This is a genomic window from Pseudoalteromonas sp. ECSMB14103 (assembly GCF_000813065.1).
GTDB classification, from domain to species: domain Bacteria; phylum Pseudomonadota; class Gammaproteobacteria; order Enterobacterales; family Alteromonadaceae; genus Pseudoalteromonas; species Pseudoalteromonas marina.
Window position 1 is genome coordinate 38,816 of sequence record NZ_JWGY01000010.1, and the last position, 15,183, is coordinate 53,998.

General features: G+C 40.7%; 12 protein-coding genes. 4 read left to right on the plus strand and 8 right to left on the minus strand.

The genetic code is table 11. The features are described from left to right. Window positions 1-164 precede the first annotated feature (164 nt). The 7 genes from RF53_RS15180 to RF53_RS15210 all read right to left on the minus strand — a co-directional run bounded on the left by RF53_RS15180 (window position 165) and on the right by RF53_RS15210 (window position 7,576). Window positions 165-2,696 carry a TonB-dependent receptor plug domain-containing protein gene (locus tag RF53_RS15180; RefSeq protein WP_039038173.1) on the minus strand — a complete coding sequence of 844 codons (2,532 nt, stop codon included), beginning with the start codon at window positions 2,694-2,696 and terminating at the stop codon, window positions 165-167. A gap of 292 nt (window positions 2,697-2,988) precedes the next feature. After that, on the minus strand, window positions 2,989-3,834 hold the full coding sequence (locus RF53_RS15185) for a DUF4198 domain-containing protein (protein ID WP_039038174.1): 846 nt from the start codon (window positions 3,832-3,834) through the stop codon (window positions 2,989-2,991). Between the two features lie 35 nt (window positions 3,835-3,869). Continuing rightward, a complete protein-coding gene (locus RF53_RS15190; protein ID WP_006792520.1) occupies window positions 3,870-4,379 on the minus strand; it encodes a DUF2271 domain-containing protein in 510 nt (169 codons plus the stop codon). Then, complete coding sequence (locus RF53_RS15195; protein ID WP_039038175.1) at window positions 4,379-5,011, minus strand: PepSY-associated TM helix domain-containing protein; 633 nt, start codon at window positions 5,009-5,011, stop codon at window positions 4,379-4,381. The genes RF53_RS15190 and RF53_RS15195 overlap by 1 nt, the downstream gene beginning before the upstream one ends. Window positions 5,012-5,145: 134 nt before the next feature. After that, the gene (locus RF53_RS15200; protein ID WP_006792518.1) at window positions 5,146-5,541 is read right to left on the minus strand and encodes a YbaN family protein; all 396 of its coding nucleotides are present in this window, start codon (window positions 5,539-5,541) and stop codon (window positions 5,146-5,148) included. A gap of 132 nt (window positions 5,542-5,673) precedes the next feature. Beyond that, window positions 5,674-6,987: a porin gene (locus RF53_RS15205; protein ID WP_039038176.1), complete on the minus strand. Its 1,314-nt coding sequence runs from the start codon at window positions 6,985-6,987 to the stop codon at window positions 5,674-5,676. Window positions 6,988-7,093: 106 nt separating this feature from the next. Then, the gene (locus RF53_RS15210; RefSeq protein WP_008131907.1) at window positions 7,094-7,576 is read right to left on the minus strand and encodes a MarR family winged helix-turn-helix transcriptional regulator; all 483 of its coding nucleotides are present in this window, start codon (window positions 7,574-7,576) and stop codon (window positions 7,094-7,096) included. 429 nt (window positions 7,577-8,005) lie between these two features. On the opposite strand from RF53_RS15210, the gene RF53_RS15215 reads away from it, so the two are divergent. The 4 genes from RF53_RS15215 to RF53_RS15230 all read left to right on the plus strand — a co-directional run bounded on the left by RF53_RS15215 (window position 8,006) and on the right by RF53_RS15230 (window position 13,957). Further along, entirely contained in the window at window positions 8,006-8,857 is an 852-nt protein-coding gene (locus RF53_RS15215) for a D-hexose-6-phosphate mutarotase (RefSeq protein WP_039038177.1), read from the plus strand. A 62-nt stretch (window positions 8,858-8,919) separates the two neighbouring features. Next, on the plus strand, window positions 8,920-9,453 hold the full coding sequence (locus tag RF53_RS15220; RefSeq protein ID WP_008131910.1) for a PH domain-containing protein: 534 nt from the start codon (window positions 8,920-8,922) through the stop codon (window positions 9,451-9,453). Beyond that, on the plus strand, window positions 9,446-11,005 hold the full coding sequence (locus RF53_RS15225; RefSeq protein ID WP_039038178.1) for a PH domain-containing protein: 1,560 nt from the start codon (window positions 9,446-9,448) through the stop codon (window positions 11,003-11,005). The genes RF53_RS15220 and RF53_RS15225 overlap by 8 nt, the downstream gene beginning before the upstream one ends. A gap of 126 nt (window positions 11,006-11,131) precedes the next feature. Continuing rightward, complete coding sequence (locus RF53_RS15230; protein ID WP_039038179.1) at window positions 11,132-13,957, plus strand: TolB family protein; 2,826 nt, start codon at window positions 11,132-11,134, stop codon at window positions 13,955-13,957. Between the two features lie 66 nt (window positions 13,958-14,023). On the opposite strand, the gene RF53_RS15235 is transcribed toward RF53_RS15230, so the two are convergent. Then, window positions 14,024-15,175 carry a tetratricopeptide repeat protein gene (locus RF53_RS15235; RefSeq protein WP_039038180.1) on the minus strand — a complete coding sequence of 384 codons (1,152 nt, stop codon included), beginning with the start codon at window positions 15,173-15,175 and terminating at the stop codon, window positions 14,024-14,026. Between the last annotated feature and the right edge of the window lie 8 nt (window positions 15,176-15,183).

The window sequence follows — 15,183 nt, forward strand, 5'->3', positions numbered from 1 at the left end:
GACTAGAGCAATAATGGGGCCTAAATTTAAGTGTTTGTTTTATAATGAATTTGGTTTTTTGCTAAAAATTAAAAGACTAATTAGTGGTTAAAATTACTAACTATTAATAAAAAGGATGCATAGCGCATCCTTTTTGTTTTAACGACTGGTTTTAATTATACAAATTAAAAGCTATAAGTAATGTTACCGTATAAAAAGCGGCCATCTAAACTGTACGGTGTATAGGGTGTGTACGGGAATATTTGGCTAAAGGTAGAGTAACCAATGTTATCGACCGTAGCTTGCGGGTATTGGTCAAATAAGTTATTGGCACCCAGTGCAAATTTCCATTCGTCATTAGGACGATATGCCACTTCTAAATCGGTTATCCATTTGGCGTCTAGGTATTCATCTCGATCGCTTGTTGTGGAAATATCAGCAACTTCACCGTAACGTGTTGCACGTAACGTTGTTTGCCATTCGTTAAAGTTCCACACGGCCGACAGATTCAGTTTGTTGTCTGGTGTACCTTCTTCAAAACGACCTACTTCACGGCGTGCAAATACAACGTAGTCGTCACCTAAAGAGTTTAGTTGTTCAGGATTATCGTCAACGTGTGTCACTTCGGTGTCGTTAAAGTTAGCCGCTGCGTTTAAGCGCAAATCGCCAAAGTTATCTAACTGAAGTAGGTAAGTTGCAACAATGTCTACGCCTTGCGTGCGCGAGTCGATTGCGTTAGTAAAGTAGCGTACGCTTTCGGTATTTAACTCACCAGCATCCGCTAAAATTTGCTGTACTGCGGCACCGCTTAAGTTTTCCGAGAGTACAATACGGTCATCAATATCAATACGGTAGGCATCAACCGTTAAGCTAAAGTTACCTTGGGTGTAAACAAAGCCAGCAGTTAAGTTAACTGAGTCTTCAGCGTCTAACTGTTTTGCGCCAAGGGCTTGCGCTGCGGGTGCATCTGTTGGAAATAGACCTACTTCAAACGCTTGGTTGTTTTCAAGTACGGTTGAAATTTGGCGATACGAGCTTTGTGCAAGCGATGGTGCACGGAAACCTGTGCTAATTGCCCCACGTAGCGATAAGTTTTCGTTTACGCTGTAACGTGTTGCAAGTTTTGAGGTAAAGGTGTTGCCAAAGTCGCTGTAATCTTCGTAGCGGCTTGCTAAAACCATGTTCCAGTTGTCGGTTAGGTAAGTGTCAAACTCAACAAATAGTGCAACGTTATGGCGGCTTTCATCGGTTACGCTTTCTGGACCAAAACCCGAAAGTACCTGCGCGCCACCGGCAGCAATTGGGTTGCCATTGCTATCAAGTGCAGTAATGTAAGAGGCTTCTTCACCTTGTTCTATTTTATAGCTTTCGTGGCGGTATTCAGCACCTAGAGTAAAAAATACGTCGTCAGGTAATCCTAAATCAAGGGTTGTGCTGGCATCACCATTGACTATAAATTGGTCATAAACTAGTGCGCCGTTATCAAATTCGGTGGGGCTGGTGGCACCCAAAGACGTATTTAAGCTATTTACAACGCCCAATGCAAAGTCGTTGCGGCCATAGTTGGTACTTACATCCCATGTCCAGTCGCCTGTTTCACCTTCTAGACCTAGGGCAAATGAGTAGTCTTCAACATCGGTTTCAATTTGCGGTAAAAAGCCATCTGGGTAGAGTGCTAATACGTTACGGCTGTCTTGCGCACGGCGGTAAAAGCCACCTGAGTTACCTTCTCGTTTTGAGTAGCTACCAAATGAATACAGGTTAAGGCTGTTATCTAGCTCGTAACCCATATTGTAAAATAAAGCGTAATCTTCAAGGTCAGCTTTACCAAAACGATGGTTGTAACGGTCAATAGTAAATTCGCGCGGGTCTAGGCTGCCATCGTCAAGGCGGCTATATTGCTCGCGAGGATCAAAACCAGAGCGTTGTGTTGGGCTGTTATCGCGGTATTCAATCGATACGTTTACAAAGCCGCTGTCTGATAATGCAAATCCAGAGTTAGCGCTAATTGTGCGTGTGGCACCATCGCTAATTTCGCGGTCATCACCTAGGTTAAATGCAAGGTCGCCGTTTGCATCTGCATAGATGCTTTCTAAGTTCGGTGCGCCCGCCATTTGTGTGTCGTATTCACCATAGGTTACGCTTACACTGCCGCCTTCAGAGGCATCCTTTAAAACAATATTAATCACCCCAGCAATGGCATCAGAGCCGTATTGCGCTGCAGCGCCATCGCGAAGTACTTCTACGCGCTTAATGGCTGATGTAGGGATCATGTTTAAATCTACCGCAGTAGATCCTCTGCCTACAACACCCGCTAAGTTTAAAAGTGCGCCAGAGTGACGGCGTTTACCATTGATAAGTACTAAAGTGTGATCGGGCGCTAAGCCGCGCAGTACAGCAGGTTTTGCGTGGTCTGTTCCATCACCTAAAGTGGCACTTGGAAAGTTAAAGCTAGGCACTTGGTTGGCAAGAACTTGGCTAATCTCAAGTTGGCCTGTGCTTGCCATGTCGCTGCTAGTGATAATATCTACCGGCACTGAGCTTTCAGCAATGCTTCGCAAACTACGGCGAGTACCTGTTACTGAGATTACTTCGATATTCTCTTGTGCCTGAGTATCTTGCTCTGCTGCATTAGCTGTAACAAAAGAGCCGCCAAGTGCAGAGGTTACGGCCAGGCTAAGTGCTAATTTATTGGCTGATAAACGCTTAAAAGTCATTTATGTTCCTTAAGAACGTCGTTGTTTTGGTGAGTTTAAAAAAGGAGCGAATCATATAGAAGCGCTCAACTACGTGCAAAGATAAAAACCATCTATGTTATTCACGTTTTTAATAAGTAAGGCCACTGTTTACGTACGTTACAGACGATTAGATCGTTACTGTTGTAATCTTGTGGCGAATGGTTGCGAAATCAATAAAAAGTAAAAGAGAGATTGAAAAAAAGTGATAAGCATAAAAAAGCCAAGTTAAAAACTTGGCTTAGAAAATACGTTTAAATAAATGCCTAAAAAATTACTCAGGCGCAACTTCAAGTGTTGTAAATAATGCATAACGACCTGAGTCTACGCCTTCTTCATTTACATCAACTTCAGTGGCGGTTTCAATTAAATAGATACCCGGTGCGTTCCATGTTGTTGTAAAGAAGCCGTTTTTATCGGTGGTTACTTTTACTTCGCCACGTTCGTTACGGTAGCGAGTGTCGCCTCTTAAAATATTTACTTCGATACCTTCGCCTGCAGGCTTCCCGTCTAGTAGTAATTGAAAACGCGCTTGCTCGCCTACAAATAAATCGTTTGGATGGGTTGGGCCACTTAGTTCAAGGCCTAAACCTAATAATGCAGGCTTAGATGTACCGTTACGGCTTACAAACGTGTCTACCGTTGAAATCACTTTAGTGGTGCGTACACCTTGAGCGTTGCTAGGTAATTTAGCGTCTGTTTTTTTGCCAAATACACGTTTGCGTTTACCTTCTTCATCTTTATAAAAGGTCATGTACATTGGCTTTTGTGTCATTGCAATGTGGTAGGTGCCCTGTTCAGTTAAACTAACTGCGGCTGAGCTTTTGCGTTTTAAGTAATAAGCACGAATAGTGTCGCTAACCGGCTCGCCATTTGGCATAAGCGCCATGAGTAATGTGTCGTCCCATTGAGCGTCTTTCTCTTTTGGCTTAAAGGCTTTGTCGGGGGCAAACATTTCGTTAGAAATACTCGCATCAATCATTACATAATGCGCTTTATCGCCAGAAAGTGAGGTGTGTGATGGTAATAACCAACGGCCATGTGCGCTGGCTGATGTAGATACCAGCGCTGATAAGCTAAGTGCGCCAATTAATGCTGTTTTTAATAAATTAATTTTCATTTTTCTGTCCTTTAAATTCGAATTATAAATAGCTACTACTTAGCGTTTACGGTAACAAAACTGGTTGAAAACTCTTTTTTACCATCGATGGTAATTTTACCTGGCTTTGTTAAATCGAGTTCGAGGCGTTTGTAATCACGGCCTCCTTCTTCACGAACAACTTCAATATTTAAAAGGTATTTACCAGGTGCTACGGCGTTGCCGTCTAAATCTTTACCTTGCCAATCAATTGTATAAGTACCAGCGCGCTTAGTGGCGCCACTTATACCGTCAAAGTTAATATTGGTTTTACCTGCTTTACGCCACCATTGGCGTAAGTCTTTAAACCACTCGGCTTTTTGAACCCAAAGCGCAAGCGTTGTTACGTGTTTGCGCTCTGGTGTTTCTAGCCACACAGCAACGTACGGTCGATGATAAGGTTGTACATCAAGGTCGGGTAGGGTGAGTTCAATCTCTAGCTGTGGCGTTTGTGCCTGAACCGTTGTTTGAAATAGTGCGGCAACCATTAATAATGCTGCGCTAAATACAGTACTAACTTTTAACATTAAGACACTCCTTTAATTTGTGGTACCCAGCATAAATAAATAACCAATGGCGTTGCGATGCCTAAAACGGTTATCCATATACCTGCTAAGCGTTTTTTTCTGTTTTGAAACAAAATAATCATGCCGGTGATGGCAAAAATAATCATCAATACCGCTGAGATATCAATTACCCAGCTCCACACTTCACCGGTGTAGCGACCTTTATGTAAATCGCCAATAAGGCTTAAAAAGCCGCCTGTTTGGTAATCGAGGTTTAGCTCGCCAGTTGTAAAGTCAAGCTCAGCGTAAGCAAAACCGGCCGGAAGGGGATAGTCGAGCATGACAAGTGCGTCTTCTTTTTCCCATTCAATACTTTTTACCTTGGTGAGTGAGTATTGTGTAGCTAGATAAGCTTCTATTTCTGGGTAAAGCGAAGGCAGTGTATTTAGCTGTGCGTTGGCTTTAGTTACAAGCTCAGCTGGAATAGTTGCGGTGACTTGCCCGTTACTTTTATCGTTTTTAAGCCAGTCAACATGGTTAAGTACAATACCGCTAACGCAAAATAGAATGAGTAAAAAAAACAAAGCGGTAGAAATATAAATATGTAGGGCACGGCTTGTACTGTACAAAGCTCGCTTATTAATAAACGACATAAATAATTTAATGTAATAAAATTTATTACATGATAATGATTTGCATTACTTATTACAAATTTACTTACGTAACTTTACATTAATATTTTAAATAACCTGAATTCAGGCTAAATGTTAGTGCGTTTAAACGAGGTTTAGTGCTGAGGGGGTTGTGAGGGTCTTAAAATAAGGTAAATCATAACCGCAATTTCTATTGCTGCTACAAGGTATACAACCCAAATAGGTGCTGTTGAATTAAGTAAAAGTATAAAGCCAGTAAGCATACCAATAGCGGCAAAGTACTTAGCTTTGGTTGGTACCACTTTATGAGCTTGCCATTGCTGCAAGGTAACACCATAGCGAGGGTGATTAAGTAACCAATTTGCAAGTGCAGGTGATGAGCGAGTAAAACAAGTGAGCGCCAAAATAAAAAATATAGTCGTGGGCATGACTGGAAGCATAATGCCTACAATGCCTAGCGCCACTAAGGTTAAGCCTAGCATTTTTAACCCTATGTTTTTGTAACAGATAAGTGACGATTTTATATTCATTGACGACGCTATAGTGAGTGGCGACTAATTTAAAGTGTAGGCCAATTTTACATTTATTATAGAGCTAAAACGCTATTCCAATAAAAAAGGACATACCCAGTATGCCCTTTTTTGTAGACTAAACACTAGTTATTAAAAATAATAACCAATGTTTATATTAAAGCGTTTTTCTGTTTCGCTGCTGTCACCGGCAATAGATCCACCAACGAAAGGTTGGTTTTTTGCATGTACAAAATCAAAGTAGGTAAACAAGCCGCCAGCGGCTACAGAAACACCGGTCACGTTCATCCACGTATCTGCGCTGTTGTCAGATTTATCGTAGATAATCCCGTAATCGTTATAAAATTGTAGGCCTGTCACTGGGCCCCACTCGACTGGCATGCTGTAAGCGATGTTTGCATTGGTCATGGTTGCTTCTGCGGCAATACTGTCGTAAAACGAGTAAGCACCTACGGCCATACGATCAATATTATCTATGTCGTAGTTGTATTCACCATGTTGAAGCTGAAAGTTCCATGCATCAATATTGCTATTTAGGTGCATAGCCCATGCATAATAGTCGCCTGCGCGGTCATTACCGTCATGTAACCCGCCAGATAACGCAGAAAAACCTAACTCGGTTGTGCCGCCGTCATGTTCAAAATGGTAACCGTAACGGCCCGAAAACGTATTGTATTCGCCTATTTGGGTTGCAGGTTCTGCGTAAATGCCGTCTTCTGGGGCTCTTACGCCAACTACATCGTATGAATAGCGATCGCTGCGGTTGTCAACGTAGCCATCTACGCCACCAAGCTCATCGTTTTTGAAAAAGCCGAGATCTAATTGCCAGTTATCTGCAATTTTACGTTTAAACATGATGCCTAAATCGTGATCATCTTCTAAACCGATGTAATAGGTGGTGTTAAAAAACCAGTTGTGCGAATTATAAGGCCAGTTACCAAAGGGTACTTTGGTGATACCTGCTTGTACTTGCCAATCGTCTGCAAAATCGTACGCTGCATAAGCATATTTTACTGCGGTCATGTAATCAAAAAAGCGAATTTCTGCGTTAAGAATAACGTCGCCTACATCACCAGAAAAATTAAGTCTAAAAACGTCAAAATCGAAGTCGCCGCCGCGATCTTCGTTATCGTCATCATACGATGCATAACTAAAGTTAGTACGAATAGCACCGCCTACCTTTATGCCGCTGCTTTTTTCTTTCGGAGCTTCTGCCACCACAACGTTTTGGTCAGCTTTTTTCTCGATAAGTGCAACTTGCTCTTGGTGTTTTTCGTTAATTTTTTGCTGTTTAGATTTTTCTTCAACTAGTTTTTGTTCAAGCAGCTTCATTTGCTGCTGTAGTTGTTTTAATTGACTTTGAAGCGTGTCGATATCGGTGGCGTAAGAAGTACTCGAAACACTACCTAAAATAAATGCGAGCGATAATTTTGAGAGTTTGGTCATATTAGCTGCTTCTTTTCGTTTGGTTAAAAATAAAAACCCAAGATATTAATAACACCTTGGGTTAAGAGCTTAGTACAAAACCATTATATTTTTTATTGTTCGTTTTTTATTCTTTAGGCGCTTGTGTAAGTGCGCCCACTTCAAGTAAGGGAGATGCATCTAATTTATCTGCATCCATCATGGCTGCAATACGCTGCATAGATGAAAGTAATAAAGACTGCTCCCATTCAGCCAGACCAGAAAACTTTTCTATGAAGTGTTCTTGTAATGGTTGAGGGGCTTTAAGTAGTAATTCTTTCCCTTTTTCGGTGAGGTGTAAGCTCACTCGACGTTTATCCATTTGGCTTCGAACGCGTGTGACCAGATCTCTGCTTTCAATTCTGTCGAGAATATTAGTTACGGTCGCTGGGCTTAAATTTACATTTTGTGCAATGCGGCTAGCAGTGATGCCATCAGTTTGAGACACTTCGTGCATTATAAGCAGTTGTGGGCCAGTTAAGCCGGCTGTTTTATTAAGTTGCTTTGAGTGTAAATCAATCGCTCGGATCACTTTACGTAAAGATACCAATAACTCGTCATATTTTTGCATGTGTTTATCTCGTCGAAAAGCGATGCTTTGCCATAATCGCGAAATGTTACACATCAAATAAATTGAATTCAAATTAAAAATTTAATTTTTTACTGCTGTTACTCGTTTTTATTAATTAGAGTAGAAACTAATTTACCTTAAAGCAATACCCCTTTAATTAAGGGTTTTTAATAGGTGGGAGTGCTTAGTTAAGCATTTTAGCTACGTTTGCACTATTAAATACACGGCTCAAATTGCTTTTTTTACAATTCATTTTATGCGTTTAGTGTGTAATTAATTAAAGTGTAAATTAAGTAAGTGCATGATATACAACTATCAATATGCTCACAATGATTGTCTGAATAAGCAAAAACTTATTTGATTGGTTTATACTTTACGTTATATGTAAGAGTATTGAACGTTGTGATTATTAATATTAAAGGGAAAGGCATGAAATTATCGCCATCAGTGAGTATTGAACACACCGAAACCGGTCTTGAATTTATTAATATTGAAAGTGATTTGTGCAATGCAAAAATATTTTTGCAAGGTGGCCAAATTACGCAATTTACACCTAAGGGTAAGCAACCTCTTATTTGGGTGTCGGGTAATGAGACGTTCTCAGAAGGCATGAGTATTCGCGGTGGTATTCCTATTTGTTGGCCTTGGTTTGGGACACACGCTAACGCTGGTTGGCCCGCACATGGTTTTGCCCGAACCAGCTTGTGGCAAGCTGATGAGGTTAATGAAACTGAAGAATGTATTACGGTGAGTTTAAAGCTACCCATGAAGTTGGTGAACACTGAATATTGGCCGCATCAGTCGGCATTGAAGGTGGAATTTGTTTTAAATGATTCGCTTGAGGTGAGATTAACCACAACAAACTTAGGCAATACGGCATTTAGCTATACACAAGCATTGCATACATATTTTCCAACGTCAGATATTACTAATACACACGTTGACGGCTTGCAGAGCGCACAATATGTTGAATTTGCTAAAGGGCCTTTTACACAACAAGCGGTTGTTGGGTTTGAGCGTGAAACCGACATGGTTTACACCCAAGCTGCACCTATTCAATACATAAATACCCCCGAGGGCGTTATTAAAGTTGGGCGAGCAAACTCTAGTTCGTGTGTGCTTTGGAATCCGTGGATTGAAAAATCAAAGCGCTTGTCTAATTTTGCTGACGATGAATACAAAACCATGTTATGCCTAGAAGCCGCCAATGTATTAGATGATGCGGTTACCCTTGCACCACAGCAAAGCCATACGTTGGTAACATCTATAGAATGGGCATAATAAGATATGCCTAATTAGGCTTTGTGTACGAATAAAATAATAAAAACAGTATAGGAAATAGTGTGTTTAACAATCAGCAAATAACGGATTTACCACAGCATAAAAACATTGAATTTAAAGCGCTTGCCGATAAAGCGCTGCTGCATGCACAACTTAACTGGTTAGTGTTTTATATTCCCTTTAGCGCAATATTAGCCGCAATTTGTTACTTCAACGAGAATTTTGCGAATAACGCGCAAACGTATTTATTAATTGGTATGCCTATTTTAATACTCGCTTCTATGCTTTACAGCGTTGCGAGCATTAAATTGCAAGGTGTGGCTATGCGTCAGCACGACATTGCGTTTAAAAAAGGAATTATTTGGCAGCGGGTTACTATTTTACCGCTAGCGCGCGTGCAGCACATTGAAATACACCGCGGCCCTATCGAGCGAAAGCTGGGTTTAGCCAGTTTAAAATTGTATAGCGCCGGTGGTATGAGTGCCGATTTGCAGGTAAGCGGGCTTACACACACGGATTGTAAAAATATGCGCCAGTTTGTTCAAGATTACCGCCAAGAACAAACGTCTACTCAGGCTGTACCAGCCGATGAGTGATTTTACACCTCATACTACACAAACGGATGCTGGCCAGGCGCAATTGTGGCAAAAAGTATCGCCTTGGGCACTTGTGTATTTTGTTGTCCATTTTGGTGTGCGTTTTGTGCGCGACGGTATATTTAACCTATTACCGCTTGGTTTTGTATTTGTTACACAAGTAGAAAACAAACTCTTCTGGGGGCAAATTGCAGCAGCAGTAGCTGTAAGTGCTTTGCTTTTATACTCGGTTTTATATTACAGAAACTTTAGATTTTGTATTTCAAGCGATAACGAAATACTACTCAATAAAGGCGTTTTTAAAAAAGAACGTTTAACGCTTAAATTTGAGCGAGTACAAAATGTAAATATTGCTGAGCCTTTTTACTTTAAACCAGTAACGCTGGTTAATTGTATTTTTGATGCGGCAGGTAGCGCGGCTCAAGAAGCTGTATTGCCGGGCGTAACCCAAGGTTACGCAGAGCAAATGCGAAAGCAAATATTTGCTTACAAGGCCCAGCAGCAACTTGAGCCAGACAGTGAAGTAGAAACAGACGAGGCTACTGAGCAAAGTAGTTTGTTTATTTCAAACAAAGAAATAGCCAAGTTTGGTTTAATGTCAAACATGGCTATTTTAGCGCTAGCCGCCATTGCACCACTCATAAATGTGGTAGCCGATGTGCTTGAAAAGCAATTAATCACAAAAGTAGAAGGCTTTTACGAGCAAGAACTTGGCCTTGTAGCCAGTGCAGCGTTATTTGCTATATTCACAATGTTTGTACTTGTGGTACTTATTGCTGTTTTGCTTTCGGTGGGAATGTCGCTTATTCGGTTTTATAATTATCAGCTTTATTTTAAAGGTAAAAAGTTTAAACGCATTGCCGGTTTATTAGAGCGCCACCAGTTATCTATGAGCTTAGACAAAGTGCAGTCGATTGTCATTAAGCAAAATATTATTGCCCGGTTACTTAAGCGCTTTACCGTTGAATTTTTGCAAGCGAGTAGCGGTGGTGCAATGGCGGGTATGGCCGCTAAAAAAAATAAACAAACCTTAGTTTTACCTGTATTAAATAACGAGCAAGTAAACAGCGTATGCCAGTGGATTTACCCGTGGTTTAACAACAGCGCACTGGCATTTAAGCAGGCAGAGCGAGCACTTTGGTATAAAAACTTAGTCTTGTATGCATTGTTACCTAGCTTACTTGTGGCTGTTTTTTGTTATTTTAATGAGTTTAATTACCTTATCAGCGTGGGTGTGCTTGCTGTATTTGCAGGCTTGGTTACCTTGTCGTATCAACGTTATGGTTACTATTTACATGAAGATGATGGCCGATTTTACATGGTTGTACGTAAAGGCATGATTGGCGTACATTATCGCGTGTTTGAACTATATAAAGTACAAAGTGCTAGTAGCGAAAGTACCTATTTAATGCGGAGATCAGGATTGAAAAGCCTGTATATACAACTTGCTCATGGCTTTGCGTTTATGCCATACATAAAAGAGCAAGACGCTGATTTTGTGATTGATTTTACGCTTAAACAGGCTGAGTCAGACACTCGTAGTTGGATGTAATTTCTGCAAACAATAAAGTATGTGCGAAAACACATTTGCACATGCTTTATTACACTTTTTTACTGCAAACTCAGTGAGTTTAATAATACTCTAAGCATTATTGAAAATGCTACTTAAGGGATTATTGTGAAAAAGTCACTCATTGCCTCAGCTTTGTTGCTCGCTGCCCCCGCGTTCGCTGCGGATTGGCAAACCATTCATACCGAGCATTTTAATGTGCACTACAGCATTGAGCATATTGATTTTGCTAAATCGACCGCGGTTGAACTTGAAATTGTTCGCACGAAAGTGCTTGAACAACAAAATCGTGCACTCGATGAAATAGTCGATGTTGTCGTGTTTGACCCCTTAAATGCGGCGAACGGGTTTGCCTTGCCTACATCAAGCAACCCAGTAATGGCACTTTTTACTACCCCACCGCAGTCTGATACGGTGATTTCAAACAGTTCTGGTTGGCAGCAGTTACTGGTGTTGCACGAATACATTCATTTAGTGCATTTGGCCCAGCCTACACGCAACCACTGGCAGCAAAAAGTGCGCGGTTTGTGGGATATTTACGATTTAACCTACAGTGATACGCCGCGCTGGGTTGCTGAAGGGTATGCAACGTTAATTGAATCTAAAATGACCGGACGAGGGCGCTTATTTGATAATTACTCTGAGTCGATATTGCGTGAATTTGCTCAACAAGGTGCGCTACCAACCTATGGACAATTGAATAGTGATAATGGCTTTATGGGTGGCTCTATGGCCTATTTGATGGGCAGTCGGTTTTTATATTGGCTAGAGCAAACATTTTCGGAGCAAATACTAGATAGTGTATGGACCCGAATGCAGGCAGTTAAGTCGCGTGATTTTGATGAAGCATTTGAAGGTGTGTTTGGCCAAAGCGCGGCGAAGTTATATCGCCGTTTTATTGCTGAATATACGTATAAGGCCATGCAGCAAGAGCAAGGAGAGCAACCACTCAATAGTGAGCTATGGCTAGAGCTTGATTTATACGCAAGCAATCCAGCACTTTCACATGATGGCAGTAAGCTTGCAATAGTTGAGCGTGATGCCAAGCGTAATACTAAGCTCGTTATTTATAGCACCGAAGATAACACCAAAGCGATGGAGAGCTTTGAAAAGGCACAAAATGAGTTAATTAAGCAAGACCCACTCGATATACCAGATACGCCACCGAGCGTGTTTAAGCGTGAACAAAAACAAATACTTAATCAAATAAACCGGGCAGGTATAGCCAACCCTCAATGGGTAAATAGCACGACGCTGTATTTTAATGCTTATAGTACTGAAGAGTCGGGTATTTATAATCGGGTGTCTGATATATTTAGCTATAACATTGAAACCGGCAACGTAGAAAAGCTAACCGAGTTTGCAGGGCTAAGACGCTTTAATGCAACAAGCGACGGTAAAGCAGTGTATGCAGAGCAAATACGTGATGGTTATTCTGAATTAGTAAAAGTAGATATTAATACCGGTACCATAACGCCGTTGTTCAAAAAAAGCTTAAATACTGCATACGATTACCCCACGCTCAGCCCCGATAATAAAAAATTAGTTTATTTATCAGCTTCTTTAAACGAAAACTGGCAAATGTATATACAAGATGTTGATGGTGGTATTAGCCGGCCTGTACCTATGCCAAACGGGTATCAATATTTAACTCAACCTAGCTTTAGTGACAATGGCGAATCAATCTATTTTGTTGCGGGATTAAATAAAACGACTGATATTTATAATTATCATATAGCCAGTAATACCCTAAAGCGTTTAACACATGGGCAAGAAGCGGTTGCTCACCCCATTGAAATGCAAGATGAAACGCTGCTTTATTTATCGATTAATGCCGACGGCCCTGATGTAAAAAGCCTAGCGAATACCAGTATTAAAACGACGGTGACCGATTTAGCTGCTAATAGCAAAGCCCCGCTATTAATGGTTAATGAGCACACATTGCCAGAGGCTAAAGTATACGCGCAAGAGGCTGGCGAACAGCGCGATTATGCAATATTTGATCAGCATGCAACCTTTGCGTTGGGTTCTCAGTATTATTCTGCATCGACCAGCGTATTAAGTATGGGTATTAAAAGCAGTGATTTATTAAAGCAGCTAGACCTGCAAGCCGGTTATAGCATTGACTTAAACGATAATGCATTACATGGCGGGTTTGTAAACGCTAAATACAATGCGCTTGATGTTAAGTTTAAACTCGCTTTGTATGACTACAACTTAGATACCTTACGCCAATATCAAGCTTTAAGCCCAAGCAATTTAAATAACGAAATAGATGCTCTTGGTGGGTTTGTAGCAATGAGCTATCCACTTAAGTTTGGCCAATTAAGCTTAACCCCTGAGCTTGCTTATAACTATACTGATTACAAACAAAGCCATACTCGTTGGACGCGTGTCGGTTTTGCTCAAAGTTGGCAATATGACCGCCAAACGTTTGCTATAGGACAACGTGTTAATGCTCGTTGGTACGAAGGTAAAGGTGAAAACAATTGGCAAGGTTATGATCTCGATGCGAGCATATTTGGTAAGGTGTATAACGCTCCTTTGTACATCAACTTTACACAAAAGCAGCGAGACGATGCACGCCTTGCGCTAGGCGGGTTTAACTCCAATCTTATAAATCAACACTACAATAGTGAATTTGTGCTGGCTGCTGATCTGCCTTTTTATAGTGCAACTGCCGAGCGTTACCAAGGATATGGCGGCGGAGTTACTTATAAAGAAGGTATGCCATGGCTTTATTACACTCAGCATCAATTAGATGACAGCGTTTATGCACAAAGTTACGGTTTAAAATATCAAGGTGACTTTAGCTTTGGCATGGGGCCTGCGGGTGTTAACGATTTAACATTTAATGTGGGGGTGTCGCGTGTTGAGGGCAGCAGCTTTGATGATGAAATGCGTGCATGGCTGAGCTTTTATTATTCGCTTTAAATAAATTTAATGAGTCAATCTGAACTGTGGGTAGTAAATCGATTAACCACAGTTCAATTTAGCCTGCTATTTATATTGTAGCGACAACAATTTGGCTTGATATACGTCTAACTTTTTATCGTCTCGTTCGTATTCAATTGCTTTTTTGAGAAGTCGCTTTGAACGCTCAGTTTTACCTTGCTGGTAGCGAACTTTAGCAAGCTCAAGGTACAACTCAGAGATATAGGGGGCTTTAAATAAAGCGAGCTCTAAGTGGTCTTTTGCTCGATTAATATAACCGGTTTGTAATTCGTTTTTTGCTAGAGCAAGCAGTTCATAAGGATCTCTTTCTTTGTAATTTAATTGGCTGGTTAGTTGCTCTACAAGTACAGTTTTACCAAGTTGTTTAGCTAATAGTTGATAGTTATTAACTAAATTGACGCTCGATAAATTATTGTTTATTGCTGTTTCGTAAATTACTTCTGCGTTTTTTAAATCTCCCGCACGGCGATGTAACATACCCGCCATGTTAAAAAGCTCAGGATCATTCGGGGTAAATTTATTGGCTTGTAAAATAAAAGAATAAGCAGCGTTAAGATTTTCTTCAGCAAATGCTTTAGCTGCTAAGTTGCCATAAAATTTAGCCACTAAGTCGTTGTAGCTGGCGCTGCCAGAATAAAAACTACCGCGTGTAGGAAAATAATCAATAAGGGTACCTGGGCGAAAAACTTGAATAACGTTATCTTTTTTCTCAACTTTTGGTGCATATACCATGGTTCTAAAATGATTAGCTACATAGACCATTCCACTTTCTTTTGCGTATACAGGTTCACTAGTAACTTCTTGAAAGCTTGTTTCTAGCCCCAGCGCATTTGCATAACTTTGTGTAAGAACCGCTAAACTAATACAGTTGCCGTGTGCGCGAGTCAGAGTTTGCGAAGAAGTTAATGTGTCACCATGATAACTAAAATCGCTAAGTTGATTTTCTAAATAGTTGTAAATAATACGATCGGTTCTAACACCATTTAGTTGCTGCTGGTCGGCATAAGCTAAAAAGCGTTTTTTTTCGGCGTTTGGCAATTCAAAAATACTCAACTCGCTGGGAGTGTCTATTTGTTTAAAGCGGGTGTGATTAATAAGCGCAGTAAGCTGGGGTTGCTCAACTGTAGGCGTTGTTGGAGTGCTTTTACATGCACTTAAAAATACCAAAAATAATGTAACTAATACTATAGATTTCATAAGCCACC

Coding starts and splice junctions, on each gene's coding strand:
- RF53_RS15215 (WP_039038177.1), top strand. CDS start 8,006: ATGAAATTATCGCCATCAGTGAGTATTGAACACACCGAAACCGGTCTT.
- RF53_RS15205 (WP_039038176.1), bottom strand. CDS start 6,987: ATGACCAAACTCTCAAAATTATCGCTCGCATTTATTTTAGGTAGTGTT.
- RF53_RS15235 (WP_039038180.1), bottom strand. CDS start 15,175: ATGAAATCTATAGTATTAGTTACATTATTTTTGGTATTTTTAAGTGCA.
- RF53_RS15180 (WP_039038173.1), bottom strand. CDS start 2,696: ATGACTTTTAAGCGTTTATCAGCCAATAAATTAGCACTTAGCCTGGCC.
- RF53_RS15225 (WP_039038178.1), top strand. CDS start 9,446: ATGAGTGATTTTACACCTCATACTACACAAACGGATGCTGGCCAGGCG.
- RF53_RS15185 (WP_039038174.1), bottom strand. CDS start 3,834: ATGAAAATTAATTTATTAAAAACAGCATTAATTGGCGCACTTAGCTTA.
- RF53_RS15200 (WP_006792518.1), bottom strand. CDS start 5,541: ATGAATATAAAATCGTCACTTATCTGTTACAAAAACATAGGGTTAAAA.
- RF53_RS15210 (WP_008131907.1), bottom strand. CDS start 7,576: ATGCAAAAATATGACGAGTTATTGGTATCTTTACGTAAAGTGATCCGA.
- RF53_RS15195 (WP_039038175.1), bottom strand. CDS start 5,011: ATGTCGTTTATTAATAAGCGAGCTTTGTACAGTACAAGCCGTGCCCTA.
- RF53_RS15190 (WP_006792520.1), bottom strand. CDS start 4,379: ATGTTAAAAGTTAGTACTGTATTTAGCGCAGCATTATTAATGGTTGCC.